Source organism: Neobacillus drentensis, from assembly GCF_036965425.1.
GTDB classification, from domain to species: Bacteria; Bacillota; Bacilli; order Bacillales; family Cytobacillaceae; genus Neobacillus; species Neobacillus drentensis_F.
This window is the reverse complement of sequence record NZ_JBALPP010000085.1, coordinates 48,310-74,548: the sequence shown is the minus strand read 5'-3', so window position 1 is coordinate 74,548 and position 26,239 is coordinate 48,310. Positions and strand designations below refer to the sequence as shown.

25 protein-coding genes and 1 other annotated feature are annotated in these 26,239 nt (G+C 39.3%); of the genes, 15 read left to right on the top strand and 10 right to left on the bottom strand.

The genetic code is table 11. The features are described from left to right. The first annotated feature begins 1 nt into the window (after position 1). From V7161_RS20050 to V7161_RS20025, 6 genes are all read left to right on the top strand, one after another. Positions 2-181, top strand: a complete 180-nt coding sequence (locus tag V7161_RS20050; RefSeq protein ID WP_223595734.1) for a glycogen biosynthesis protein GlgD — start codon at positions 2-4, stop codon at positions 179-181. 425 nt (positions 182-606) lie between these two features. Next, positions 607-1,119: a NapC/NirT family cytochrome c gene (locus tag V7161_RS20045; RefSeq protein ID WP_335714662.1), complete on the top strand. Its 513-nt coding sequence runs from the start codon at positions 607-609 to the stop codon at positions 1,117-1,119. Between the two features lie 2 nt (positions 1,120-1,121). Beyond that, positions 1,122-2,576 carry an ammonia-forming cytochrome c nitrite reductase subunit c552 gene (locus V7161_RS20040; protein WP_335714661.1) on the top strand — a complete coding sequence of 485 codons (1,455 nt, stop codon included), beginning with the start codon at positions 1,122-1,124 and terminating at the stop codon, positions 2,574-2,576. 238 nt (positions 2,577-2,814) lie between these two features. Continuing rightward, positions 2,815-4,002, top strand: coding sequence for an MDR family MFS transporter (locus V7161_RS20035; RefSeq protein WP_335714660.1), 1,188 nt, complete (start codon positions 2,815-2,817; stop codon positions 4,000-4,002). 132 nt (positions 4,003-4,134) lie between these two features. Next, positions 4,135-4,355, top strand: a binding site (T-box leader). Positions 4,356-4,524: 169 nt separating this feature from the next. Beyond that, positions 4,525-6,942, top strand: a complete 2,418-nt coding sequence (leuS, locus tag V7161_RS20030; protein ID WP_335714659.1) for a leucine--tRNA ligase — start codon at positions 4,525-4,527, stop codon at positions 6,940-6,942. 56 nt (positions 6,943-6,998) lie between these two features. Further along, on the top strand, positions 6,999-7,304 hold the full coding sequence (locus V7161_RS20025; RefSeq protein ID WP_335714658.1) for a rhodanese-like domain-containing protein: 306 nt from the start codon (positions 6,999-7,001) through the stop codon (positions 7,302-7,304). Between the two features lie 33 nt (positions 7,305-7,337). On the opposite strand, the gene V7161_RS20020 is transcribed toward V7161_RS20025, so the two are convergent. The 3 genes from V7161_RS20020 to V7161_RS20010 are packed head-to-tail and all read right to left on the bottom strand — an operon-like array spanning position 7,338 to position 9,113. Then, positions 7,338-7,865: a ferric reductase-like transmembrane domain-containing protein gene (locus tag V7161_RS20020; RefSeq protein ID WP_335714657.1), complete on the bottom strand. Its 528-nt coding sequence runs from the start codon at positions 7,863-7,865 to the stop codon at positions 7,338-7,340. Further along, complete coding sequence (locus V7161_RS20015; RefSeq protein WP_335714656.1) at positions 7,852-8,742, bottom strand: FAD:protein FMN transferase; 891 nt, start codon at positions 8,740-8,742, stop codon at positions 7,852-7,854. The genes V7161_RS20020 and V7161_RS20015 overlap by 14 nt, the downstream gene beginning before the upstream one ends. Beyond that, positions 8,742-9,113, bottom strand: coding sequence for a hypothetical protein (locus V7161_RS20010; RefSeq protein WP_335714655.1), 372 nt, complete (start codon positions 9,111-9,113; stop codon positions 8,742-8,744). Before V7161_RS20010 ends, V7161_RS20015 begins: the two co-directional genes overlap by 1 nt. A 148-nt stretch (positions 9,114-9,261) precedes the next feature. Between V7161_RS20010 and V7161_RS20005 the strand changes: the two genes are divergently transcribed. Next, positions 9,262-9,447, top strand: a complete 186-nt coding sequence (locus V7161_RS20005) for a sporulation protein Cse60 (protein ID WP_223595723.1) — start codon at positions 9,262-9,264, stop codon at positions 9,445-9,447. Positions 9,448-9,557: 110 nt separating this feature from the next. Here V7161_RS20005 and V7161_RS20000 read toward each other — a convergent pair whose 3' ends face one another. Beyond that, positions 9,558-10,826 carry an NAD(P)/FAD-dependent oxidoreductase gene (locus tag V7161_RS20000; protein ID WP_335714654.1) on the bottom strand — a complete coding sequence of 423 codons (1,269 nt, stop codon included), beginning with the start codon at positions 10,824-10,826 and terminating at the stop codon, positions 9,558-9,560. 194 nt (positions 10,827-11,020) lie between these two features. On the opposite strand from V7161_RS20000, the gene V7161_RS19995 reads away from it, so the two are divergent. Next, a complete protein-coding gene (locus tag V7161_RS19995) occupies positions 11,021-12,658 on the top strand; it encodes a putative polysaccharide biosynthesis protein (protein WP_335714653.1) in 1,638 nt (545 codons plus the stop codon). Further along, entirely contained in the window at positions 12,648-13,367 is a 720-nt protein-coding gene (locus tag V7161_RS19990) for a pseudouridine synthase (protein WP_335714652.1), read from the top strand. Before V7161_RS19995 ends, V7161_RS19990 begins: the two co-directional genes overlap by 11 nt. Positions 13,368-13,393: 26 nt before the next feature. On the opposite strand, the gene V7161_RS19985 is transcribed toward V7161_RS19990, so the two are convergent. Then, on the bottom strand, positions 13,394-14,662 hold the full coding sequence (locus V7161_RS19985) for a TolB family protein (protein WP_335714651.1): 1,269 nt from the start codon (positions 14,660-14,662) through the stop codon (positions 13,394-13,396). A 165-nt stretch (positions 14,663-14,827) separates the two neighbouring features. Between V7161_RS19985 and speD the strand changes: the two genes are divergently transcribed. From speD to V7161_RS19960, 5 genes are all read left to right on the top strand, one after another. After that, entirely contained in the window at positions 14,828-15,640 is an 813-nt protein-coding gene (gene speD / locus V7161_RS19980; protein ID WP_335714650.1) for an adenosylmethionine decarboxylase, read from the top strand. Positions 15,641-15,932: 292 nt separating this feature from the next. Continuing rightward, on the top strand, positions 15,933-16,373 hold the full coding sequence (locus V7161_RS19975) for a DUF2935 domain-containing protein (RefSeq protein WP_335714649.1): 441 nt from the start codon (positions 15,933-15,935) through the stop codon (positions 16,371-16,373). A gap of 393 nt (positions 16,374-16,766) precedes the next feature. Further along, complete coding sequence (locus tag V7161_RS19970; protein ID WP_335714648.1) at positions 16,767-17,192, top strand: SRPBCC family protein; 426 nt, start codon at positions 16,767-16,769, stop codon at positions 17,190-17,192. Next, positions 17,193-17,540: an ArsR/SmtB family transcription factor gene (locus V7161_RS19965; protein ID WP_223595711.1), complete on the top strand. Its 348-nt coding sequence runs from the start codon at positions 17,193-17,195 to the stop codon at positions 17,538-17,540. Positions 17,541-17,569: 29 nt separating this feature from the next. After that, the gene (locus tag V7161_RS19960) at positions 17,570-17,809 is read left to right on the top strand and encodes a hypothetical protein (protein ID WP_223595710.1); all 240 of its coding nucleotides are present in this window, start codon (positions 17,570-17,572) and stop codon (positions 17,807-17,809) included. Between the two features lie 72 nt (positions 17,810-17,881). Here V7161_RS19960 and V7161_RS19955 read toward each other — a convergent pair whose 3' ends face one another. Further along, positions 17,882-19,882, bottom strand: coding sequence for a YhgE/Pip domain-containing protein (locus tag V7161_RS19955; RefSeq protein ID WP_335714647.1), 2,001 nt, complete (start codon positions 19,880-19,882; stop codon positions 17,882-17,884). A gap of 124 nt (positions 19,883-20,006) precedes the next feature. Here V7161_RS19955 and V7161_RS19950 point away from each other — a divergent pair, with 124 nt between their 5' ends. After that, the gene (locus V7161_RS19950; RefSeq protein WP_335714646.1) at positions 20,007-20,894 is read left to right on the top strand and encodes a LysR family transcriptional regulator; all 888 of its coding nucleotides are present in this window, start codon (positions 20,007-20,009) and stop codon (positions 20,892-20,894) included. Positions 20,895-21,542: 648 nt separating this feature from the next. Here V7161_RS19950 and bshC read toward each other — a convergent pair. The 4 genes from bshC to V7161_RS19930 all read right to left on the bottom strand — a co-directional run bounded on the left by bshC (position 21,543) and on the right by V7161_RS19930 (position 26,226). Further along, the gene (gene bshC, locus V7161_RS19945) at positions 21,543-23,177 is read right to left on the bottom strand and encodes a bacillithiol biosynthesis cysteine-adding enzyme BshC (protein ID WP_335714645.1); all 1,635 of its coding nucleotides are present in this window, start codon (positions 23,175-23,177) and stop codon (positions 21,543-21,545) included. Between the two features lie 88 nt (positions 23,178-23,265). After that, a complete protein-coding gene (locus V7161_RS19940; RefSeq protein ID WP_335714644.1) occupies positions 23,266-23,661 on the bottom strand; it encodes a DUF3397 domain-containing protein in 396 nt (131 codons plus the stop codon). Position 23,662: 1 nt separating this feature from the next. Continuing rightward, positions 23,663-24,562 carry a 2-dehydropantoate 2-reductase gene (locus V7161_RS19935; RefSeq protein WP_335714643.1) on the bottom strand — a complete coding sequence of 300 codons (900 nt, stop codon included), beginning with the start codon at positions 24,560-24,562 and terminating at the stop codon, positions 23,663-23,665. Between the two features lie 122 nt (positions 24,563-24,684). Beyond that, complete coding sequence (locus V7161_RS19930) at positions 24,685-26,226, bottom strand: acyl-CoA carboxylase subunit beta (RefSeq protein WP_335714642.1); 1,542 nt, start codon at positions 26,224-26,226, stop codon at positions 24,685-24,687. Between the last annotated feature and the right edge of the window lie 13 nt (positions 26,227-26,239).

The following is a 26,239-nucleotide window of genomic DNA, read 5'->3' as shown; positions in this document are numbered from 1 at the left end:
TTTGAAAAAACGTTCAAAACAACAAAACCCCGAACAAACAACACGAAATGGCATCAATAATCAAGACCTTGAATTCGGACAAGATGTTGATGTCGTGAAGCAAGCTAAAAAACAATATGAAAAGTCAGGCGGTCAGCCTGTAAAATCGAAAATGCATCAAGAAAAAGACCAATCGTCATAATAAAAATGCAAGATCCCTCATTTTTTTCTTAGAGGGGTCTTTTTTTTCTGCATTTAAATCGCTTTTAAAAGTGGTAAAAATCACATGTGATATCAATTTCTCATTAAAAACACCTTCAAAATAGGATAAAAACCCTGTTCACATTTTGGAAACATCTCCATTTTAATGTGTGACGTACGTCACAGATTGAGATATTTATTAATGGTTTAAATAAGATATTGGATGACAAAATTAATTCCAAAACCTCCACTTTTTGCTAGATAAACGTTTGTTTGCTAGCACCTTTTTTCGAATTATTATGTGAATCCGTTCACAAATTTTCCACATCCATTAACCTCTAACAGTTTTCGTTGTCAAATTTGGATTAAGGTACTTAGGTACTTTAACAATAAAAAGAGAAAAAGATCTTTATGGGAGGTGAAGAGATGATTAAAAAACTTCTTAAAATCGACAAAAAGCTCTTAGTTGTTATAGCTCTGTTAGGCGGAGTATTTTTATCGCTGGTAACTGTAAAAACCATGGCCTACACAGATTCACCGGGCTTTTGTCAAAACTGTCACACGATGCAATCGGTTTATACTTCATTCATGGACTCAACTCACGCGAAATTGTCCTGCAATGACTGCCATCTTCCCCACGAGAATATAGCAAAAAAGCTATTTTTCAAGGGTCGGGCTGGGATGACACATGTGTACTACAACTCCTTAGGCACAGAGGATATTCCAGACGTCATTCATGCAACAGACAGAACAATGAAAGTCATTAATGAAAACTGTATCTCCTGCCACAAAAGTACAATTACGAATGTATCACATGATGCTAAGGATAGCTGTGTTTCCTGTCACAAAACCGTACCGCATGGAAAAGGCTTTAAGGATGATTATTATAAAGAGCCAGCTAAATCAGGAGAGTTATTAGAGAAAAGGGGAGGATTTTAAAAATGGGAAGGTTAAGATTTGTGGCATATCTTTTCCTGGTTGCAATGGTATTGATCATATCCGGGTGTGGTCATGAATCCGGTGAGAAAACAGCCTCTGCAGCAGGTCAAAAGACAACGGGCCTATCTGAGGACGAAATTAGCAATGAAGCGTTTAAAAAATTATTCCCGCTGCAATATAACAGCTATAAGAAAAATGAAAAAATGGAAGACACAACCTACGGTGGTTCTTTAAAAGTCAGCAAATATGGAGCAGATAAAGAGCCGCTCTTGCCAATCCTATTTAACGGATATGGATTTGCAACAGAGTATAATGAAGAACGCGGCCATACTTATGCCCTAGAAGATATTCGCAGCATTAAACGTATTACTGATAAATCAGTTGGATCTTGTTATACATGTAAATCTACAGCAGTGCCAAAAATGATTGAAGAAATGGGTGACCACTATTGGGGAGCAAATTTTAACAAGGAGATTTGGCCAAAAGGGGAGGCCATGGGTCACTCGCCAATAGGCTGTTCTGATTGCCATGATCCCAAAACAATGGATTTACGTGTAACGCGGCCAAGCTTCTTTAAAGCACTGAAAGCACAAGGTGTTGATGTTTCCAACCCAACGAAGAACGAAATGCGCAGCTACGTATGTGGTCAGTGCCATGTTGAGTATTATTTTTCTGCAAAAAACAGTGAAGTTACTTTCCCATGGACGAAGGGCTTCAAGCCAGAGGATATGTATGAATACTATAATACGATTGCCAAACAGAATGGGTTTGAAAAAGATTGGATCAGCAATATTTCAGGAGCACCAATGTTAAAATCGCAGCATCCTGAGTATGAAACCCATATGTCAGGAACACACGGAAAAGCAAATGTATCCTGCGCTGATTGTCATATGCCATATGAGCGTGTAGATGGAAAAAGAAAAATCACCTCACACTGGTGGACATCACCACTTAAAACCATGCAAACCTCTTGCGGCCAGTGCCACGGTGACCGTGATTTGGACAAACTAAAAGACCGCGTTCTTGAAATTCAAGATGCAAACGTAAGTGCCTTACATGAAGCTCAAGAGGTTTCAACCACCTCACACTATTATGTAAACAAAATGATTACGTCTGGTGTAAACAAGGATAAAATAAAACAAGCTCAGGAATATGTACGCCAGGGTCAATGGTACTGGGATATTGTTGCTGCTGAAAACTCTGCCGGCTTCCACAACCCGCAAGGTTCGATGGATTCGCTAAGGATTTCAATTGAGCAGTCCAACAAAGCAATCCGCTTAGCGACGGAAGAGCTAGTCAAAAAAGGCGTCAATATGGAGGAGATTGATAAGGAAATTGAAAAAGTGAAAAAAGCAGTACTGGAAGAAAAAGTGAATGAAAAGAAAAAAGACAAGGCTGTAAACAGCTACTTCCCTGCTCAAGCACCAGTAGTGCCGGCAGTCCCTGTAAAAAAATAGACCCTTTCCCTATATCTCTTATTCGTCCCGCCATGAAGGAATAAGAAAATCGAGAAAGAGCCTGAGAATAATATGAACATTGAAAACACTGTTTCTCTTTTAAAAGCAGTGTTTTCTTGTGTTATTTTGTCAAAATTGTGGCAAGGTGTCAATGAAGAAAAAGATTGCATTGAAAATGAAAAAGGTCTAAAATTACCAAGGATATCGAAATAATTTTATGATAAAGGAGCGTATTTTCATGCCACGTGCCTTATGGCTTTTAATTATCGGGATGGCAGTGAATGTAATCGGCTCTTCTTTTTTATGGCCTTTAAATACCATCTATATTCACGATCATTTAGGAAAATCCTTATCGGTTGCTGGAATTGTTCTGATGTTGAATGCAGGGGCAAATGTCATCGGAAATTTATACGGCGGCCATTTATTTGATAAAATAGGCGGCTATAAATCAATTCTTCTAGGAATCTTTATTTCACTTGCAGCCCTTGTCGGATTAACCTTTTGGCATGGCTGGCCGGAATATGTTGTTTTTCTAACGATTGTAGGCTTTGGAACAGGAATTATTTTTCCCTCCATGTATGCGATGGCAGGCTCAGTATGGAAAGAAGGCGGAAGAAAGTCATTTAATGCCCTTTATGTCGCGCAAAATCTTGGTGTAGCAGTAGGTGCTGCACTAGGGGGACTAGTGGCAGATTACTCATTTCAGCTCATTTTTCTTGCCAATATGGTTATGTATGTGATCTTCCTGCTTATTGCCGTTTTCGGGTATAAAAGCATTTTAGTAGATTCGGAGAAACAAGAAAATAAAGCAGAGGCGGAAAAAGGAATAAAATCCAAGGCAAATCTTCAGGCATTAATGATTCTTTGCTTAGGCTACTTACTATGCTGGGTAGCATATGTTCAGTGGACTACTACGATCGCTTCCTATACGCAGGAAATCAATATAACCTTAACGCAATACAGTTTTTTATGGACAATTAATGGAGCGATTATTGTTCTAGGTCAACCCCTTTTAAATGGGGGGTTGAAATTTCTTTCTTCATCATTAAAGCTTCAAATACTCATTGGAATTGGCATTTTTATTATCTCATTTATTGTTGCAGGGAATGCCAGCGCCTTTTCAGGTTTTCTAGTCGCTATGATTATCTTAACAATTGGGGAAATGTTCATCTGGCCCGCAGTCCCGACAGTTGCCTTCAGTTTGGCACCAAAGGGCAGGGAAGGCTTTTACCAGGGAATCGTCAATAGCACCGCAACCGGAGGCAGAATGATTGGCCCGCTTTTAGGCGGAATGCTTGTAGATTTATATAGCATGTCAGCCCTGTTTACCTTATTAATTGGATTATTCCTCATTGCAATCGTCACGACCCTTTTATACGACCGAAATTTAAGGGTGTCAGGCACCGTCCGTGGACAAATCCAATGATTTGTCCACGTGGGGTGGACGAAAGGTTTTGAGGTTTAAAAGGGAAATTTGTTGTCCATTATGAAATTAGGCAGCGGCTTTACTTGCAAATTGTTGGGAAATTTAATACAATAACCGTAATACTTTTATATTGAAAAAACAGTGATTAGGAGTAGTAATGGTCCCTATCCGCATTTAGAGAGTTGACGGCTGGTGAAAGTCAACCGGGTACATCATGAACTCGCCTATGAGTCGCAAGCATGAATCTAAAGTAATGTTTGCCGTTTACCGCGTTAAGGATAATGAAGCGAGTGTTTAAACACTAATGTGGGTGGTACCGCGGGAGATACATATACAATCCTCTCGTCCCTTTTTGGGATGAGGGGTTTTTTATTTTTTTTTTATCTAGCTACAGCGCCTAGCCCCTCTTTGGTCTAAGCCAATCCGTCGAGAAGGTTAAAAAGCAACCTTCCCGCCGGCTCGTCTTATGCTTGTCGGGGCTGGTCAAGGCGCTTCCGCTTTTACTTTAAGGAGGAACAGACAATGAGTTTCGATCATCAGCAAATCGAAAAGAAGTGGCAAAAGAAATGGGAAGAAGAAAAAACCTTTAAAACAAGCGAAGAATATGATAAGCGGAAATTTTACGCTTTAGATATGTTTCCATATCCATCAGGAGCCGGTCTTCATGTGGGTCATCCAGAAGGCTATACAGCAACCGACATTCTTTCACGAATGAAGCGGATGCAAGGTTACAACGTTCTTCACCCAATGGGCTGGGACGCATTCGGCCTTCCAGCAGAGCAATATGCCCTTGATACTGGAAACGACCCGGCAGAATTTACCGAGCAAAATATCAATACCTTCCGCAGACAAATTAAAGCATTAGGTTTCTCGTACGATTGGGATCGTGAAGTAAATACAACCGATCCTGAATATTATAAATGGACACAATGGATTTTCTTAAAGCTTTGGGAAAAGGGACTTGCTTATATCGATGAGGTAGCGGTGAACTGGTGCCCAGCATTAGGTACTGTACTTGCCAATGAAGAAGTCATCGATGGTAAAAGTGAACGCGGCGGACACCCTGTTGAACGTCGTCCGATGAAGCAGTGGATGCTTAAAATTACTGCATACGGTGATCGTTTACTTGAAGACCTTGAGGAACTTGATTGGCCGGAAAGCTTGAAAGAAATGCAGCGCAATTGGATTGGCCGGTCTGAAGGTGCCGAAGTAACTTTCTCTATTGAGGGGCACGAGGAAACCTTCACTGTGTTTACCACACGTCCGGATACTCTTTTTGGTGCTACCTATGCGGTGCTTGCTCCTGAGCATACTTTTGTAGATAAAATTACAACCTCTGAGCAGCGCTCAGCAGTTGACGCCTACTTAGATAAGGTAAAGTTAAAAAGCGACCTTGAGCGTACAGACCTTGCGAAAGAGAAAACAGGTGTATTTACGGGTGCTTACGCAATCAATCCAGCAAATGGCGAAAAAATGCCAATCTGGATTGCTGATTATGTATTAGTCAGCTACGGAACAGGTGCCATTATGGCGGTACCAGCACACGATGAGCGCGACTATGAATTTGCTAAAGAATTTGGGCTGCCAATTAAAGCGGTTGTAGCAGGCGGCGATATTGAAAAAGAAGCCTATACTGGCGATGGTGAACACATCAACTCTGACTTCTTAAATGGGTTAAATAAAGAAGAAGCGATTTCTAAAATGATTGCCTGGTTAGAAGAAAAAGGTATCGGTACGAAAAAGGTAACGTACCGCCTGCGCGATTGGTTATTTAGCCGTCAGCGCTACTGGGGCGAGCCGATTCCAATTATTCATTGGGAAGATGGAACGATGACAGCCGTACCGGAAGACCAGCTTCCATTGATGTTACCAAAAACGAAGGACATCAAACCATCAGGAACAGGTGAATCACCACTTGCCAATATTGCTGAATGGGTAAATGTTGTCGATCCGGAAACCGGCAAGAAAGGCCGCCGTGAAACCAATACAATGCCACAATGGGCTGGCAGCTGCTGGTACTATTTACGTTATATTGATCCAAAAAATAGTGAGGCCCTAGCTTCACCAGAAAAACTAAATCATTGGTTACCGGTTGATATTTACATTGGCGGAGCTGAACACGCCGTTCTTCACTTGTTATATGCCCGCTTCTGGCATAAATTCTTGTATGATATCGGTGTGGTTCCTACAAAAGAGCCATTCCAAAAGTTATTCAACCAAGGAATGATCTTAGGCGAAGGCAATGAAAAAATGAGTAAATCAAAAGGAAATGTTGTTAATCCGGATGATATCATCGATAGTCACGGTGCAGATACCCTTCGCTTATATGAAATGTTTATGGGACCGCTTGATGCATCGATTGCTTGGTCGACAAACGGCTTGGATGGTTCCCGCCGCTTCCTAGATCGAATCTGGCGATTATTCGTAGAGGAAAATGGGGAGTTAAGTCCAAAAATTCAGCAGGATATAGAAGCTTCGAATTTAGAAAAGGTCTACCATCAAACAGTGAAAAAGGTTACCGAAGATTATGAAGGATTAAGATTTAATACCGCCATTTCACAAATGATGGTTTTCATCAATGAAGCCTATAAATCAACAGTGCTACCTAAAAATTACGTTGAAGGATTCGTCAAAATGCTTGCACCGGTTAGTCCTCATATTGCTGAAGAGCTATGGGAAAAACTAGGGCGCAGCGGCACGATTTCCTACGAAGCCTGGCCAGCATATGATGAAGCTAAGCTAGTGGATGAGGAAGTTGAAATTGTCATCCAAGTCAACGGTAAGGTGAAAACAAAGCTTATGGTGCCAACTGATGCAAGTAAAGAGGCATTAGAAGGGATTGCCATGGATGATGACCGTGTGAAGGAACAAATCGAAGGAAAAACAATTCGTAAAGTTATTACGGTTCCGGGCAAACTAGTTAATATTGTAGCAAACTAATACTTTTAAGCATCCTCCTTCTTTAGGGGGGATGTTTTTCTGAAAGGATGAGTGGGATGGAAGAAATTCAAACAATTACACCTGAGGAATTACAGAAGAAGCTAGAAGCTGGGGAAAAACTAGAGCTTGTTGATGTAAGAGAAGATGAAGAGGTTGCTTCTGGAATGATTCCAGGTGCAAAGCATATTCGCATGGGAGACATACCTGCCAACCTCGATTATTTTGACAAGGATAAAGAATATATTTTTATCTGCCGCTCAAGCGGACGCAGCGGGAATGTTTGCCATTATCTGCAAGACCAGGGCTACAAAGTCCGCAATATGGTTGGCGGAATGCTGAACTGGACAGGTGAAACAAAATAACCGATTCCATTTGGAATCGGTTTTTACTTGCCTTTATGGAGAGACCTCAAGTTTTGGTTTACTCTTTTGCACCATGAAAACTATAAGTATAGTAGGAATAATATTAACAGCTGCAATCACCACTGCCTGAAAATCCGTTCCAATAAAAAGGCCGTGAATCGTAACGAATAAATACAGAATCGGATTAAGGGCATGTAATTTCCGCCATTTCTGATAGCCGATTTTTTTCCTCATTTTTGAGGTGACAATTGTCATGATCAAGAAATATAAGGAGAAAATCCCCAAGGCCATTGGCAGCGGCTTATAGTCTGTATTAAAAGGAATCAATACTTCAACCCAATTAAAAGATATATAAGTATCAATCAACAAGAAACTAACATGGCCTAGGGTAAGAAACAACGCCCAATTCGCAAGCGATTCATGCAAAACCAACGGAACAGCTACATTACGTTTGCGCTTTTTTTGAACTTGAGTGTAAAGTCCAATGAGCACCGATAAGTATAATAATAGGTAGGCTACTGTACCCGTCGCTCTAATCATATACCATTCAAACATTTCCATTCCGAACGCCAACTTCCCAAATTTCTCCGTCTTTATTAATCAAAACGGCTAAGCACCCTTTTTTTATTAACCATTCTTTTCCTTTTTCTTCACCTAATAATAGGGCTGTTTTGGCCCAAACATCTGCTTCCAGGGCAGTTGGAGCCGTAACTGTTGCCGATACAATCCCGCTTTCAGAAGGTTTTCCGGTACGGGAATCGATTAAGTGATGTGCCTGTTTACCATTTAGGTTCCACTTTCTTTTCATGGAAGTAGACGTTGCCAGCGCCCCATCTTTTACCTGGATAGAAGAAATGATTTTTGTATTTTCAAATGGATTCTCAATTCCAATGTTCAATTGCCGTGGCAAAGAACCAAAAATGCGAATATCCCCGCCAACATTGATAAACCCAAAGCACATTTTATCGTCTAAAAGCTTGGAGGCCTTGTCAATGACCCAGCCCTTGGCAATCCCTCCAAGGTCGATTTTGGTATGAAGAATAACCGACTGCAAATTTTCATTTAAAGTAAAAGGGTTTATAGCAGCAATCGCTGAGGGGGAAGCTATTTCTAGCTTTTGCCCTCTAATGGATTCAATAGATTTAGAATAACCGCTGCTTTCAAGTGCCGTTAAAACACCTGGATTAAATATTCCATACGTTTCTTTATAAAAGCTCTCAGCCATTGTCAATATTGAAAACATGTCTGCTGAAATAGCCGTCTCTTTTCCAATTTTCTGGTTAAGGAGCGAAAGTTCACTATCCTCTTTGAAACGGCTGCAAGTATCCTCTACACCTTCAAACAATTTATAAACCGGCATCAAATTATTCGCAAACAGCTCACGGCTAATTGAAATCTTTACGATCGTACTCAAAGAGTTAAATTGATAGTTATACATTAGGTTCCACCCGTTGTTGTATCAAACCCGCCATGATGTCCAAAATCATGACCGCCTTCATTTGAAAATTGATCTTGCCCGCTGCTATTGCCAAATTGATTATTGCTGTCAAAATTATCAACAGTCCCTTGATCGTTTTGATTAAATTGACTATCTCCTCCCCACGAACTGCCTTGTTCTGGTTGCTGCCCGAAATTAGAATTGTCTTGAGTCTGTTGATTTGAATTATTGTTAGAGGGTTGTCCCTGATTGATGGCAACTTTATTATTAGTGTTAAATCCATTTGATAATCCAAGATAAGAGACCATCCCAGCGACTAATGCCAGGCTGCCAAAGCTGACTCCCCAAGAGATTTTTTGTTTTTTATCCATTGCCAAAGCTCCTTTCAAACTTGAAAATGTCTTTCTAGAAAATAATTTACAAGCTCAAACTTAAAATAAACTTAACTTTTTTAAGAGATTAATTTTTAAAATTCAGAAAAATGGTGATAATGGTAGAAAAAAAGAAAGGGAGAGTACCATGATACAGGTCAAATTGTTTGATCGCGAGCATGAAAAGGATTTAGAAAAGGAAATGAATCATTTTTTACGAGGGTTGGATGAAAAGAGTCTATTAGATATTAAATATAATGTGGCTGCGATGACAGAAGAAGAAGAGGAAGAACAAATTTATTGTTTTTCAGCGATGATTATATATAAGGCCTGATTTTTGACATCAGGCCTTTTTTTAATTGAAAGTATAAATTTCGACTTCGAGAATTGTCCAGCTCCAGCCCCTAGCCCCTCGAGGTTGCTCGTCGAAGCTGGTCAAGGCGCTTACGCTTTTCTTGTGTCCAGGGCAGCGTTGGTTCCAGCCAATCTTCCCGTTACAAGAGCAGAGGTGATATTATATCCGCCAGTGTAACCATGAATATCTAGTATTTCACCGCAAAAATAAAGGCCACTTGTGAATTTTGAGCCCATTGTCTGCGGTTCGATTTCTTTTACGGAAACCCCGCCGCCCGTTACGAAAGCTTTTTCCAAAGGAAGGGTTCCATTAACTTTAATCATAAATTGCTTGCAGCTTTTTGCAAAACTGCGGAATTTTTCATTGGAAATCGTGCCGCCTTGTTCCGTGGCATCAATTCCATTTTGCTCTAATAGAAAAAGTAGATATCGTTCTGGAAGCAGTCCTTTCAAAGTGTTCTTGATACTTTTCTTAGGTTCCTTTTTTACAAGCTTCACAATTTCTTGAAATAGTTCCTCTTCTTTTTTATCAGGAAGAGCGTCAAGGCTCATCGTTACTTCTTTCAGATTCCACTTTTTCAATGCTTTCACAACGAACTGACTGCAGCGGAGTACCGCTGGACCGCTGATTCCAAAATGGGTAAAAATCATATCCATCCGGTGAGAAATGAGCGGCTTCCCTTTTGGATTTAACACACTTAGGTCAATATCTCTTAAAGAAAGCCCTTGCAGCGATTTATCTCGAATAAATGGTTCACTTGACGTGACCGGAACCTCCGTTGGAAACAGTTCTGTAACCGTATGTCCTGCTTTTTCCGCCCAGGCATAGCCATCTCCAGTTGATCCTGTATGAGGAACAGACTTGCCTCCAACGGCAATGACAATGGATTTTGCCCCAATTTTTTGTCCGTCCCTTAACATTACTCCTGAAACATGACCATTTTCATACAAAACATCTGCTACAGGGCTATTTTTAAAAACCTTCACCCGAAGTTTTTCCAATTGAGTTAATAAAGCATCAACGACAGACTGTGCTTTATCAGATATTGGGAACATCCGCCCATGATCTTCTTCCTTTAATGCGATTCCTAATCCCTCAAAGAACTTAATAATATCTTCATTATTGAAAATAGAGAAAGCACTATACAAAAACTTGCCGTTACCAGGCAAGTGCTTAATGATTTCTTCTACGGGCAGGCGATTAGTTACATTACAACGTCCGCCGCCGGAAATCGCAAGCTTTCTTCCCAGCTTGTCCCCTTTATCAATTAACAGCACCTTAGCCCTTTTTTCACCCGCAGCAATGGCTGCCATTAAACCAGAAGGGCCGCCGCCAATGACAATGACATCAAATTCCATAATTGCACCAACTTTAAATAGATTCACCTCATTATAAACATTTCATGGTGAAAATAAACGATTTTTCACAAATTTAACTTGGTTGTTAGTAGCATCAGAGGGAAAAGAGTTGTAAACTACTAATAGTGTGCAAAAAAAGTCGAAATTTCTATTGTGAAAAAGCGCACGTATTTCTTCGGGTAGGAAGGGATTCTATGCAATCTAAGCTTTTAAGAGGAACATTTATTTTAACATTTGGAACAATACTATCGAAAATTCTTGGATTAATTTACGTTATTCCATTCTTCCAAATAGTCGGTCGGTCAGGGACGACCCTTTATCAATTTTCCTATGTTCCATACACCATTTTTATAAGTGTCGCAACTGCAGGCGTCCCGCTTGCTGTCTCAAAGTTTATTTCAAAATACAATGCCCTTGAGGAATATGCGGTCGGCCGGAAATTATTCAAATCAGGCCTAATGGTTATGTTATTAACCGGTTTTTTTGCATTCCTAGTTATGTATTTTGCATCACCAACATTAGCGGAAATGAGCATTAGCGGCGATAAACAGGCGAATTTATCAGAAGTTACAACCGTCATGCGTGCAGTGAGTTTTGCCTTAATCGTTGTCCCGTTTATGAGTTTAATCCGCGGCTATTTTCAAGGTCATCAATCGATGGGGCCATCTGCTCTTTCACAAGTAGTAGAGCAAATTGTCCGAATTACATTTACTCTGCTGGGCGCATATGTTGTATTGCATATTTTTAATGGAAAAATGGTTACGGCTGTTAGTGTAGCTACGTTTGCTGCGTTTATTGGGGCAATCGGAGGACTGCTGGTTTTATTTTGGTATTGGTACAAAAGGAAGCCTTATTTAGACGAGTTGCTTCAACATGATAAAGGAACAATGGATATTTCCCTTAAAGAAATATATAAAGAAATCTTTATCTCGGCCTTTCCATTTGTATTGGTGGGGATTGCCAATCCATTATTTCAAGCCATTGACCAATTCACCTTTAGTAAGGCAATGGCCGAAATAGGGAAGGCGCCAAAATTAGCGGAATCCTTTTTCTCTATTTTGAATTTTGAATCACATAAAATCGTCATCATACCTGTCTCACTTGCGACTGCCTTTTCGTTAACACTTGTACCAAGTATAACAAAGGCTTTCATTGAAGGGGATAGAAATAGCCTAAACCGACAGCTTAACCAAACCTTTCAGGTTCTATTATTTTTAACTTTACCGGCGGCTATTGGGTTATCGTTATTAGCAGAGCCGGTGTACACGGCATTTTATCAGCATGATTTACTAGGGGCAGGAGTATTAAGGGTTTATGCTCCAGTGGCTATTCTCTTTTCCCTTTATTCTGTTACAGCCGCAATTCTACAGGGAATTAATGAGCAGCGCTATACTATTTTAAGCCTGCTGGTTGGCTTATTAATAAAATTAACCTTAAATATTCCTTTAATAAAAATGATGGAAACAAAAGGAGCCGTCTTAGCGACAACCTTAGGTTATACCGCAGCGATTATCATTAATTTAATCGTTATAAAATTGTTCGCTCGCTATCCATTCCGCCTTGTATGGAGGAGAAGCTTGTTAATTATTTTCTTTGCGGGAATGATGTGGGTAGGGACAGAAATCGTGTATAAATTATTATTACTATTCCTTTCACCAGCCTCGAAAGTACAATCTGTGTTGATTATCCTAATCAGTGCTGGTGTTGGAGCCGGAATCTATTTTTACCTAGGGCTAAAATCAGGTCTTGCGAGACGTCTATTTGGTGATAGGATAGATCGATTAATGACAAAATTAAAATTACCAGGAAGGAGGGGAACCCTTGAGAATTGACAAAATGCTGGCTAATCTCGGCTACGGGAGCCGGAAAGAGGTCAAACAGCTGCTAAAAAGCGGTGCCGTTAAGGTGGACGATGCGATTGTGAAGGATGCTAAACAGCATGTTGACCCAAGCATACAAACAGTCACCTTAAACGGTGAAGTCATTGAATATAAAGAGTTTATTTATTTAATGATGAACAAGCCTCCAGGAGTTTTATCAGCAACGGAGGATAATCAAGGTGAAACAGTCATCGATTTATTGGAGCTTGAAGATCAAGTCTATGAGCCATTTCCGGTAGGCAGGCTGGATAAGGATACAGAGGGTTTACTGTTAATTACCAATGACGGCCAATTGGCGCATCGATTGCTTTCCCCTAAAAAGCATGTTCCCAAAACCTATTTTGCTGTCATTGACAGGGAAGTAACGGAGGAAGATGTGGAGGCATTTGCCAAAGGAGTCACATTGGATGACGGTTATGAAACAAAACCAGGCGATTTGAAAATCTTAAAATCGGGAATTCGTTCGGATATTGAGTTGACCATCACCGAAGGAAAATTCCATCAGGTAAAAAGAATGTTCCAAGCGGTCGGAAAAAGAGTCGTCTACTTGCAAAGGATTTCAATGGGTCCGCTTGCGTTGGATGAGACACTTGAGCTTGGCGAATACAGGGAATTAACGGATGAAGAAGTGGAATTATTAAAAGACTATCAAGTAAAGTGAAAAAGCAGCCAATTGGCTGCTTTTCGTTATTTCTTTTCTGCAAAAAAATCATATGTCTGAATATTTTTAATCCACAATTTTTCATTTTGACCATTGGAATCGGAAATCCATAAATCCTGCATATGAAAGTCGGCGATATCCCTTTTTCGCAGCCAGGTTAATTTGTTGGCGACGGCAATGTATTGAGGCTGATAATCACCGAAATCTTTAGGAGGATGTGTAATTTGGGATTGAGTTTGTTCTTTTATTTTGATCATAAATAGAGAAGGATCTGGTCGATTCTTTGCCTCATTGGACCAATCCGTTTCCTTAACCCTTGAAACATAAAGAGAATTGTCATCCTTCCATGTAAAACCCATTTCTGCAAAATGAGCTGGTGTAAGGGTTGTCGATTTAAAGACAGGCATTTCGGTAATTTTCATATCTTTATTCTTAAAGCCTAAGACAATTCTTCCGCCGCCGGCAATATATCCTAATAGATTTTGGGAGTATGCCCATTTGGGAGAATTCCCCTCATTTATGGTTTCATCTAATACCGCAAAATTTTGCCCGTCAGCACCAATAACACAAACCATATTGCTGTCCATCGCCCATGAGGCAGTCGGGGGACTAACAATAAAGGAAACCCAGTTACCATCAGAGGAAAAAAGAAAATCCCAGGCATCAAACGCTACCATGTTGACATTTCCTTTTTTTAGTTCATTGGGAATAGTAAATATCTGCTTCACGTTTTTAGTAAAGCTTGTCATTTTAGCAAAATCCTTTTCGAGTCCGATTTTAAATAGAATCGGATTTGTCCATCCATCCGGCCTTAAGGAAGCACTTGAGGCTGTAACGAAGGATTTTCCATCCGGATACCAATTATAATCCCCAACACCTAAAGCAATGTTATAAAAATGTTCAAGGTTCGAGACGTTTAAAACCCATCCGCTTTTAAAAGCAACAATATTTTCAACTGGAGACCACTTTGGATTCGTCCCGTCACTTGTGATTCTAATATAGTTTTTTGTTTCGACATTATAAACCCATATTTCAGAATGCGAATCCGAGTTAGGGTTTGGCTTTTTCCTAGGATCAATTTGATACAAAATCCATTTACCATCATGGGACCATTGCGGCTGATAGGAATGCTCGGAGGGATCTTTTGTGATTCTTGTTTCCTTCCCATTCATTTTAAGCCATACAAGTCCATCTCTATAGAAGGCAACTTTGACTTTGTTTTCAATTGGTGCAGCATGTGACATATTGGGAACGAGTAAAAATAACACGATTAAAATCCAAAAATACTTTCTCATTCTTTCACCTCATCTTCAATTATTTTCCACAGGAATGGAAGAATTATGAGGGGAATTAGTATCTTTTACCATGCAATATTAGTTTTCCATAAAAAAAGGAACTATGGGTAAATTAATAATATTTACTTGCGATAATTACCTTTTTATCTTAGGGGGACAGCGTTCATGAAACTGACACATGAGCAGGCAATTGAATTACACGGCTTTAATAACCTTACTAAATCTCTAAGTTTTAATATGTATGATATTTGCTTTACGAGAACCCGGGAAGAGCGTGAGGCTTATCTAAAGTACATTGATGAGCAATATAGTGCGGAAAGATTGCAAAATATATTGAAACATGTTTCCGATATTATTGGGGCACATGTTTTAAATGTTGCCAGCCAGGATTTTGAGCCGGCAGGTGCAAGCGTCACCTTGCTTGTATCTGAAGGACCTGTTGCAGCAAACGCCCCAGAAGAAGCATTCGAGGAATCTCCTGGCCCTTTGCCGGAATCTGTGGTGATGCAATTAGATAAGAGTCATATTACGGTTCATACATACCCTGAATTTCATCCTGATGAAGGAATAAGTACATTTAGGGCCGATATTGATGTTTCAACCTGCGGTGAAATATCCCCGCTTAAGGCACTACATTATCTTATTCGCTCGTTTGAAACTGACGTTATGACGATCGATTACCGAGTACGCGGCTTTACAAGAGACAAAACGGGACACAAGCTATTTATCGATCATGAAATCAGCTCCATCCAAAATTACATACCTGATGATGTAGGCGAATTGTTCGATATGATTGATGTTAATGTCTATCAGGAAAATATTTTTCATACGAAATGCAAACTGCGTGAATTTGATTTAAATAATTATTTATTTGGTTATACGAAGGATAAATTAACTCCTGATGAACACATTGAAATTACAGAAAGATTAAAGCTGGAAATGGACGAAATATTTTACGGGAAAAATATTGTTCAGTAGAGCTCTGGATACAGAGCTCCTTTTAATTTCCCTTTAACAAATGATGAAGCATTCTATTTTTATCCTCAAAAACATGATAGTTCATTTAATTTTTTGAAACTTGGTAGATTAAATGGATATTTTTTAAATGAAGGGACTTCTTCCCTCTTTAAATAGATGCTTCGTAAAAATTGATTCATTTCCATATAACTACCTCAGATATTATTTTATTATTTTTAAATACCGAACGAATGTAATATTTATTTTGCCTTTCCCATAAATTGAAGTGATAGAGACAAGGGAGAAGATGTTCATGCAATTTTATTATGGTGATCAAATGCCGCTGCGAATACTTGATGAAGCGGAGTTTTGGAAGCATCAAGAGGAAGAGCATACTGTTGTGATCCGGGAACTTGTAAAGGAATTGGAGCCGGAGTTTGTTGATGCTCTGAAAAAGTGGGAAACGGCCTTGGGAGAAACCCATCATCAGGTTATTGGTTACATTGAAACAGTTATTCGGTCTGGATCAAATGTGACGTATGATCTGTATCAGCATGTTCTTCAGCTTGTCTCATATTGTTTGCAGCAGAGTTTATCGTTTATTAGACTGTGTGAGCAAATTAAAACAGAGAGTGCGGCCGTTAGCAGCAACGCAACAGCAAAGGTCGTTTTAAATCATATAATTAGGGAGTCAGAGTATTTTACTGGAATTGCCCAAGCCTTGTTATATAGTAATCAAAGAAGAGAAATTTAATATCCCAACCTCTGCTTTGCATGAAAAGAATCTTTTTGGTGACTTTACTTATTGTGGAGTCGCCTTTTTACTTTTGGAAAGGTTCTGTAAGTTGATATTGTTGTTTTCAGATTCCTTTCAGTTTAAAAAAAGAGCATTTTCCTTAATACAAAAAGGGTCTACGTGACCGAAAACTGAATAAAAGGAGAAATAGGGTAACCTAGAACGGGTCTATGTGACTGTAACCGAGATGAATGAGGGATTAGGGTAACCTAGATTCCAAAACAACATGAATCAATATCAAAGCCTTAAAAAAACGATTGACATGAAACCAAATGGTGTTATATTATTTTAATTGTGAAACCAGATGGTTTCGTATTTGGCTTGTTTAAGAAATTTGAGGAGGATTTACAAGTGGCAAATGATACACAACAAACATTAGAGGATATTAAGTATACGTTGATTTATAATGCTCCCATTAATAAAGTTTGGGAAGCCGTAGCTACCTCAGAAGGTCTTACAGCGTGGTTCATGCCCAATGATATGAAACCGGTAGAAGGTCATGAATTTCATTTAAATGCTGGTCAGTTCGGAATGTCACCTTGTAAAGTCACAGAAGTCGATCCACCTAACCGTCTTTCTTTCAATTGGGGTAAAGATTGGACTTTAACGTTTGAATTAAAAGAACTTGACGGAAAAACAGAGTTTACCTTAATCCATGGCGGCTGGGATATTAATAAAGCAACCGAATTTGGTGCACCGCATGCTCCAATTCGCGAAAACATGAACCAAGGCTGGGCAGGACTTGTTAAAAAATTGCAAGGATATGTTGAGGCGTAAATGGTTGCTTCTTCAGCAAAGCATGATGTCTTTCAAGCCATTGCTGATCCGACCCGCAGGAGCTTATTAAAACTTTTAAGCAATCAAGAATTGCCTGTTACAGCTATCAGTGAACATTATCCGATAAGCCGGACAGCTGTTTCTAAGCACCTTAGGGTTCTAGCAGATGCGGGACTGGTTAAAGAACGGAAAGTCGGCAGGGAAACAAGGTACAAGCTAGAACCTGAGCCACTATTTGAACTAAAAGATTGGCTCCAATATTTTGAACTATTTTGGGAAAATAAGCTTACAGCACTTAGATTATTTGTTGAAGCAGATTCCGATATCGAGAATCAAAAGAAAAAGTGAATCATTTAAATTTTTAGGAGGCAAAAAAAATGGACAAGCAAGGACAAGAAATGTTTTTAAATTTTATTTTACAAAGAGTGCAAGAAGGCAAAGAGGATGAAGCAAAAGCAGTACTTACAGAAAACTTCAGGAAACAAAACGAAGGCACTTTTTCTCAAGATGATATTCAACAGTTTATCCCGAAGATGATTAGCCTTTTGAAACCAGAAAAATTAGAGGAAGTACAAGCAGTGGTAAAGCAATTTTCAGGGGATTTCGGCAATAAGTAAAGCTGCTGATTTTTGGGAGTAGTGCGATTTCTGTCGTGAAATCGCACTGCTTTTTTGCTTGTTTTGATATTTTTAATGTGCGGCATCGACCGTAGATTTGGAATGCTGCACATGGCTCGTGATCCAAGTAACTCCGCCAGCAATAACTAAATAAAAGATTAAGATCATGATTTGGTGCCCGAGCTGTGCCCAATCTCCTAATGTAATGACATCCTGGAATCCCCGTAAAGAGTGTGCCATAGGCAGAACACTTCCTATCTTACTAAGAACAGGGTTGCCTAATTCACCAGGGAAAGTGCCGCCGCAGGTGGCCAACTGAAGCACTAAAAATGTGACAGCTAAGAACTTTCCTGCTACTCCGAATAACGTCACTAGCATTAATATAAAGGTCATAAATGTAAAGGAAACAATAATACTTGATAATAAAAACATCGGAATGCTCGCCACATGTACTTTAAATCCAAACAAGATAACCAAATCAACAATGATGGCTTGAATTAGCCCAATAGAGTACTTAAGGGCAAGTTTATTGATAAAGTGTACAGTTCCATTAACCTTTAGGTCCTGCCTGCGTCCTAATGGCAGAATATTGGCGGCCATGATTCCGCCGACATAAAAGGCAAGCGAAAGAAAATAAGGAGTAATCCCTATACCATAGTTTGGAACATTGGATAATTTTGATTCTACTAATTTAACAGGCTCAGAGAACATCGATGTTAATTGGTCATTACTGTGCACATTGGATGTTTTTTGAGCTGCATCATTTAATTTGGTCGATAATTCATTCGAACCAGCTGTTAATTGGCCGAGGCCGTTAAGCAATTGATTGGAACCATCACCTAACCGAGAACCGCCTTTTGATAGATCAGCAATCCCTTGATTTAAGGATGAGAAGCCTTTCTCCCATTGAGCAAATCCGCTCGTAAATTGAACCGTTCCATCGGAAATTTGTTTGGCACCAACAGCAGCTTCTTGCATTTTTGGACCAAATTGCTTCATTCCAGCATTAAGCTTGGATGCTCCCAAGGCAATTTCTTCAGCACCTGCCGCAAGCTGAGTTTGCCCAGTGTTAAGTGAGTCTGATTCTTGGGCTAAACTGTTTGCTGTTCCGATGATTTGCTGGAAATCTGGGTCATCTTTTGCTTCAGGATGATTTTGCATGAACTCTTCAAGCTTTGTTTTAAGACTATAGGCTGTGCTTTTCGCTTGTGTCAGTCCTTGAGCCTGCTTCTTACTTCCATCAGCCCAGGTATTTGTACCATCAAGTAAATGAGCCGCACCTGCTTCTAAGGATGCATGTCCATCTGTCAGTTTCGTTAATCCGGTGGACAATTGTTGGGTACTGTCCTGAATTCTTTCTAACCCTTGTGCTAATTTCTGCTGGCCGCTGGATAGTTTACTGCTTCCTTCCTTTAGTTGCTCAGAGCCATCGTATAAACGCTCAATTCCATCCGATAATGTAACCATTCCATTTTTGGCATCGCTGGTCCCTTGATATAATTCAGTTGCCCCTTCACCGGCAGCACGTAATCCTTGTGCTACCTCTTGGAATTTAGCAAAAACGCCATCTGCATAGGATTTTGTGATACTGGCCGCAATTTTTGTTTTCATTTTTTCCGTTGCGGTCGTGCTAATCTGTGAGGCAACAAAGTTATTACCAGGATTCGTTTTATACATCAGTTTGGCAGGCTTGGGATGTTCATCCATTAAGGTACTTACATTTTGTGAAAAATCCTTCGGAATGGTCAGGACCATGTAGTAATCTCCGTCTTTAAGTCCTTGATTTGCCTTTTTTTCTGATACAAACTGGAAGTTCAAATCCTTGTTTTCTTTTAGGTTATTAACAAATTCTTCTCCCGCGTCAATGGTGCGGTTATCCATCATACCCCCTTTATCTAAATTCACTACAGCTACTGGAAGCTGGTCTAATCGGCCATATGGATTCCAATATCCAGCGATAAAAAAGCTGGAATAAATTAATGGCACGATTAGAAGAAAAATTAACGCGATTCGGCCATGCTTATGATGCCACATCGCTTTTAGATCTCTGAATACTAAATTGATCCCCTTCATATTTCCCCCTAATATCGTAATTTTTTAACATAACCAATATGATAAATACTTTTTGATATAATGTATAATATATAATTATCTATAAATTAATAGTCTTTAATCTATGTGAGAAGGTGGACTAAGCATGGAGCTGTTGCAGCTAAAGTATTTCCAAACTGTTGCCAGGCTTGAGCATATGACTCGGGCAGCAGAAGAACTTAAGATTGCCCAGCCATCTTTAAGTAAAACGATATCCCGTTTAGAAGAAGATCTCGGTGTGCCGTTATTCGATCGGGCTAATAGGCAAATCAGTTTAAATGCTTTTGGTAAACTGTTTCTAGAACGAGTGGACCGGGCCTTTCTGGAGTTGAATGAAGGAAAAAGAGAAATTGTGGAATTAGCAGATAGGAGCCAAAATCAAATAACATTGGCCGTCAGCATTCCAAGAGTTTTGCCGGATTTGTTAAGTTCGTTTTTAAAGCAATCGCCAGATGTTAAATTTCAGCAGGTTTTAGAATCTACTTCCTCCATGAAACGCCAGCTTGAAAAGGCAGAAATTGACTTTTGTATTTCTTCCGTTCCAATAGAAGGGGATGAGCTTGTTTGGGAACCGCTAATCACCGAAGAAATTTATTTAATTGTTCCGCCGCAACATCGACTGGCCAATCGGGAAAAGGTTTATCTTTCTGAAGTAAAGGAGGAGCCGTTTATCAGTATGAATACAGGTTATGGATTCCGGAATCTAACCGATGAATTTTGCCGGCAAGCCGGGTTTGTTCCAAATATTGCCTTCGAAGGGGATGAACCAGGGGTAATAGGTGATCTTGTTAGACAAGGCCTTGGAATTGCCTTTGTGTCAGAATTGTCGTGGGTGCATAACTTAAATCCTTTTTCACACAAGCTCCAAATCATTGAACCAAATTGTCAAAGAACAATTGGTTTAGGCTGGTCAAAAAGGCGATTTCACTCTGATGCGGCCAAGCAATTTCGGCAATTTGTTATCGATTACTTTTCAAAAATATCTCTTTCTTAAAATAGAAAAAAGTCAGCAATATTTGGTGACTCAATCCGTTATAACATTATTAATTTATTACGCTTTCAATAGGTCTGTTGATTTGTACTCCAGGCGCTTCGCTTTCCGCGGGCGTGCCGGGGAGCCTCCTCGTCGCTTTGCTCCTGCGGGGTCTCCCCAGCCCCGCACTCCCGCAGGAGTCTTCGCGCCTTCCGTTCCAATCAACAGAGTGTTTTTTATTAAAGACCTTCAACTAACTAATAAATTTTTTAAATAAGCCATTATGAATATGAATTCGTTTTTATTGATGAATTAGTTCCAGACGACTACCTTCTACGATTAATTGACAAAATATATAGGTTTTACAATTCTTCTAGAAAAAGTGTGTTGCAATTCCTTAGGTTAGTTTGTCTCCCTGTTGATTGGAGCGGAGGGCACTTGACTCCTGCGGGATATAGAGGTCACTGGAGACCCCACAGGCGCCATAGCGCCGAGGAGGCTCCAGGACCTCCCCGCGGAAAGCGAGTGCCCGGAGCGGAAATCAACAGGCCATATAGCAGAAACAATCAATTCATAAAAAATCGATCATTTATATTCAGAGCAAATAAAAATTGCCGAGAAAAACACCCTTCCTCGACAATCTGACCTTACTTATGAAGTGAGGCTATTTTACATTTTAATAACCTTATGGGTGCCGTCAAATACAAAATAGCCTGTCATGAGGTCATTAATAAAGTTCATTCCATACCGATTTAAATAATAAAAGACATTCCAAACTCGTTCTTGCGGATGGCCATCTGGTCTTAATGCAAGATCAACACGAGTAAATTTACTTAATTTAACTTCATGCTTTAATTTAATGGCGTCTTCGAGTCTAGCTTGCATAAAACCAATTTCTTTTAATAAGTAATTTTCATTTTTCTTTAGAAGCGGGAGAAGGCCGCGATCCAGCTCACCTGTTTTCGCTTCAATTATCTGATATTGAATTCTCAGCTGCTCCTTAGTTTGTAAAAACAATTCATCTATTTCTTTGTCTTTAATGGAAGTTAGAAAATAATCTCTTTCAAGATCCGTTCCACGCTGTAATATGTCCATTAAATTTAACTTTAAATCCGCCATATCAGTTTCAACTGAACGATCTAAAAAGGTTAAATTTAATCTTGGTACAATTGGCGGCAATTTAATATTAAAGTGCTCGAAAACAAGCTTCAATTCTGCCCAATAAGAAATTTCACCAGGACCCGCAATGAATGCAAGGGTTGGAAAAAGCCATTCCTGCATCAGGGGCCTCGTCACCACGTTATTGCTTAATTTTTCAGGATTTTGAGCAGCAATCTCTAATAATTCTTCTCTTGAGAAAGAAATACCGCCACTTTTACCCACAAACCGGTCTCGTGCACGATCAAATTCAAGCAAAATCCGTTCCATTAATTTTTGATCATAGAAAAACAGATTAGCGTTATCTTCACCAGCTTCAATGGTAATCGGATACCCCTTTTTTCCAATTTCTCTTTGCTGTTCCAGTAAAGAGAAATTGATCGAGTCATGATGAACGATTTGATTTTTAAAAAATTCTTTCTGCAGCATGCGAAAATCCTTATCACCGGAATCGACTATGAGCAGTCCGAAATCCTTAAACAATTCCATGATAATTTGAGCAAACAAATCGACAAAAGTTGTTGACTTCCTAATTTTTTCTTCCGCAAAGGCCAATAAATCATTACTATGATCCGTTTCACCGAAGTTCTCAATTAAATTTTTAACCCATTTAAGACAAGTATCCCTGTTTAATTGAATATCAGAAACCATTTTCTTTTGAATAACTTTTTCTGGGTAGGTCCATTTATCCACTTTTTGGTTAACTTGAACATTTACATGGTTTACTTCTTGGAAGTCATGGTCCTCTCCAGCAATCCAAAATACAGGAATAACAGGAATGCCAAGCTGCCTTTCCTTTTGCTCAGCCAATTTGATGATGGAAATGACTTTATGTATTGAATAGAGCGGTCCTGTAAGGATACCGGCTTGCTGGCCTCCAATAACCACTACACTTTCATTCTGCTTCAGCTTTTCAATAGAGCTTTTAACCGCATTTGAAGATGGAAAACGCTCCATAAAGCTCTCAATATGAGCAGCAACCTGGATACGGGGAAACGACCTGTTCCTTAATTCTTCTACCCTTCTCTCATCTTCGCCTGTTTCATTATACCGATAATGGAAGAATGGCTGAATTTCAGCAGATTGTTCCAAATAATTTGAAGCAAAGCGATTGGTTGCTGGTAAAGAGAGATTTAAAATCTCCATTTATGTACTCCCTTTCTGATCATCCAAATTCATTCTTTAACGAGTATACCACTACCTACCCCAATAAAAAAAAATATTTGCTCCATCTTTAGGTAGAAAAAGTAAAAGTGAAGGCGCGATGAATTAATCCATATAATGTTAAGCTTATATAAACTAAGAAAAATAAAATAAAATTAAATCGCCAAAAACCCTTCATTACTTTTTTAATGATAATTTCTTCCTTCACCTTCCAATGGACTAGAACAAACATCATCGCAATAACTATCATTATCAGTATTATTAACCAAAACAGAGATTTATCCCAAATTGTTAAGATTAAAAAGTGGACTGAAAAGATAAATAAAACCGTTGTATAATCTAACGCTTTATGTACTGATTTACGGGTGTTCTTTGTCACCAATTTAAAAATTAAAAAAATTACCAATAAACCTAAAAACGGCAGAGTAATGAAAAGGGTTAATATTGTTGAAATGATGCTGCTCAAATTAACACTCTCCTTTTTCCAATTCTTTGCCTTTAATCAAATAATATAGATTTTCTAATTGTGGGGCGTTTTTATTTTGTCTTTTTGCTTCCTCTAATAGATACCCTAAAATAGCATCAATTTCTGTCGGCCTGCCGGCTTCTATGTCTTTTAACATCGAAGAACGATTATTGGCGGTATTCTTACAAATGTTAATGATTTGCTCAAAATAAGGTTCTTGTTTTTCAATATTCAAAATAGAAGTGATTTCGTTAAAAAGGTTTTTCAAAGCCTTACTAAAAAAATGATTTTGAATTAATTCTCCGTTTTTGACTCGCAAGATGGCTGTTAATGGATTGACCACCGCGTTTACAATTAATTTTTTTAAGAGCATTTCGTAGTAATTTTCCTTCATGACTAAAGGAAAATCTTCTGGGGCAGTCTTTATTAATAAACGTAATAGTTCTGAATTCCCTTTAAATACAGCAACATTTGTTACACCTTCTCCGTTTTGTATGACAGTATGTGAATTATCTCTTAAGGCCCCATGCTCAATAGAGCCGACAAAAATATTATGTGCACGAACTTGATCAAGGAGTTTCAAATGACCCATCCCATTTTGAAGGAATAAAAGGCTTTTGGGAGTTTCAGGTAATTGGTTAACATTCAAGATAAGCTCTGGAAGCTGATATTGTTTCACAGTAATAATGGTAAAATCCTCTAATCCGCTCCATTCAGTAATAGGAAATGCTTGTACGAAAGATACCTCCTGTTCAAATCCCTTTTGAACCTCAATGCCAAATTTATTTATCTCAACTGCTTGCTCGGGCGTTCTTGTGTAAATCTTGACCTCAAAACTTTTGTTTAAGCATGCAGCAAATAACAATCCAATTGATCCAGCACCGATAATTCCAATTTTCATAAGAATCCCTCTTTTTATCTTCTTTATCCAATTTTATCAGATACTGTTGTTAATTTGTTACTATGATTTTTTTAAAAAATAAACCCTTTTCGACAGGAGTCAAAAAGGGTTTTACTTTTTTCTTATACAGGGTATACCGGATGCTTACGCACACTAAAGGTTAATTCTTTGGTTTCATAGTAGGCAAAGCGTTGAATCAGAATGTTTCTTAATTCTGACGGCGCAACAATTTCATCTACAATCAATTCGGAAGCTAGCTTATAAATATCAATATGTTCTTTATATTCTTTGTGTTTCTCTTGAACGTAAGCGATTCTTTCTTTCGGATCTGCAATTTCATTTATTTTATTGGAGAAAACAGCATTAACGGCAGCTTCAGGCCCCATGACAGCAATTTGAGCCGTCGGCAAAGCGATACAGCAATCTGGTTCAAACGCCGGGCCCGCCATCGCATAAAGGCCTGCACCGTAAGCCTTACGAACAATAACTGAGATTTTTGGAACAGTGGCAGAGCTCATTGCAGCAATCAATTTAGCGCCATGGCGGATAATACCTGCACGTTCTACTTTTGTACCAATCATAAATCCAGGCACATCTGCCAGGAACAAAAGCGGAATATGAAAAGCATCGCAAAGCTGGATGAATTTTGCCGCTTTATCCGCAGAATCGACAAATAGAACGCCGCCCTTAACCTTCGGCTGATTGGCAATAATCCCAACAGCTCTTCCATCAATTCTAGCTAATCCAGTTATTAGCTCAGGTGCAAATAACTTTTTAATTTCATAAAAACTAGCATTATCAACTAGTCTATCAATACACTCGTACATATCAAACGGGGCATTCTGGTTTTCCGGAATAATCGCTTCAAGTTCACGGCCTTCCTTTGCTTCCATTCCATTTACCAATTTTGTTTTTTCTTTGAAACTTGCCGGGAAATAGCTGATGTATTTCTTGGCAGATTCAATCGCTTCTTCTTCGCTATAAGCGAGGACATCACCGCAGCCGCTTACAGAACAGTGCATTCGGGCTCCGCCCATTTCCTCCAGTGTAACCTTTTCCCCAATAACCTTTTCCGCCATTCTAGGTGAACCAAGGTACATGGAAGCATTTTGATCGACCATGATGACGATATCGCAAAAGGCGGGAATGTACGCTCCACCCGCAGCAGAGGGTCCAAACAAAATACAAACCTGAGGAATCATTCCAGAGAGTTTGACTTGATTATAAAAAATCCTTCCAGCGCCGCGGCGGTTCGGGAACATTTCTAATTGATCAGTGATTCTTGCCCCAGCCGAATCGACAAGATAGAATAGTGGAACCTTCAATTTTTCTGCTGTTTCTTGAATCCGAATAATTTTTTCTACTGTACGCGCTCCCCAAGAACCTGCCTTGATGGTAGAATCATTGGCCATAACACAAACAGTCTGTCCATGTATTTTTCCGATTGCAGTAACAACACCGTCTGCCGGAAGATCTCCTGCTTTAAAATTAGCGAACTTTCCATCTTCTTCATACTTTCCGTCATCAAACAATAAAGCCAAGCGATCGCGGACAAAAAGCTTTTTTTGCTCCTTCGCTTTCTCATGATATTTTGGATGGCCGCCAGCTTCAATTTTTTTACGATTTTCATTTAATTGCTCATTTAAAGTATTCGTTGTTGCCATTTTCGCTCCCCCC

Coding starts and splice junctions, on each gene's coding strand:
- V7161_RS20045 (WP_335714662.1), top strand. CDS start 607: ATGATTAAAAAACTTCTTAAAATCGACAAAAAGCTCTTAGTTGTTATA.
- V7161_RS20040 (WP_335714661.1), top strand. CDS start 1,122: ATGGGAAGGTTAAGATTTGTGGCATATCTTTTCCTGGTTGCAATGGTA.
- V7161_RS20035 (WP_335714660.1), top strand. CDS start 2,815: ATGCCACGTGCCTTATGGCTTTTAATTATCGGGATGGCAGTGAATGTA.
- leuS (WP_335714659.1), top strand. CDS start 4,525: ATGAGTTTCGATCATCAGCAAATCGAAAAGAAGTGGCAAAAGAAATGG.
- V7161_RS20025 (WP_335714658.1), top strand. CDS start 6,999: ATGGAAGAAATTCAAACAATTACACCTGAGGAATTACAGAAGAAGCTA.
- V7161_RS20020 (WP_335714657.1), bottom strand. CDS start 7,865: ATGGAAATGTTTGAATGGTATATGATTAGAGCGACGGGTACAGTAGCC.
- V7161_RS20015 (WP_335714656.1), bottom strand. CDS start 8,742: ATGTATAACTATCAATTTAACTCTTTGAGTACGATCGTAAAGATTTCA.
- V7161_RS20010 (WP_335714655.1), bottom strand. CDS start 9,113: ATGGATAAAAAACAAAAAATCTCTTGGGGAGTCAGCTTTGGCAGCCTG.
- V7161_RS20005 (WP_223595723.1), top strand. CDS start 9,262: ATGATACAGGTCAAATTGTTTGATCGCGAGCATGAAAAGGATTTAGAA.
- V7161_RS20000 (WP_335714654.1), bottom strand. CDS start 10,826: ATGGAATTTGATGTCATTGTCATTGGCGGCGGCCCTTCTGGTTTAATG.
- V7161_RS19995 (WP_335714653.1), top strand. CDS start 11,021: ATGCAATCTAAGCTTTTAAGAGGAACATTTATTTTAACATTTGGAACA.
- V7161_RS19985 (WP_335714651.1), bottom strand. CDS start 14,662: ATGAGAAAGTATTTTTGGATTTTAATCGTGTTATTTTTACTCGTTCCC.
- speD (WP_335714650.1), top strand. CDS start 14,828: ATGAAACTGACACATGAGCAGGCAATTGAATTACACGGCTTTAATAAC.
- V7161_RS19975 (WP_335714649.1), top strand. CDS start 15,933: ATGCAATTTTATTATGGTGATCAAATGCCGCTGCGAATACTTGATGAA.
- V7161_RS19965 (WP_223595711.1), top strand. CDS start 17,193: ATGGTTGCTTCTTCAGCAAAGCATGATGTCTTTCAAGCCATTGCTGAT.
- V7161_RS19960 (WP_223595710.1), top strand. CDS start 17,570: ATGGACAAGCAAGGACAAGAAATGTTTTTAAATTTTATTTTACAAAGA.
- V7161_RS19955 (WP_335714647.1), bottom strand. CDS start 19,882: ATGAAGGGGATCAATTTAGTATTCAGAGATCTAAAAGCGATGTGGCAT.
- V7161_RS19950 (WP_335714646.1), top strand. CDS start 20,007: ATGGAGCTGTTGCAGCTAAAGTATTTCCAAACTGTTGCCAGGCTTGAG.
- bshC (WP_335714645.1), bottom strand. CDS start 23,177: ATGGAGATTTTAAATCTCTCTTTACCAGCAACCAATCGCTTTGCTTCA.
- V7161_RS19935 (WP_335714643.1), bottom strand. CDS start 24,562: ATGAAAATTGGAATTATCGGTGCTGGATCAATTGGATTGTTATTTGCT.
- V7161_RS19930 (WP_335714642.1), bottom strand. CDS start 26,226: ATGGCAACAACGAATACTTTAAATGAGCAATTAAATGAAAATCGTAAA.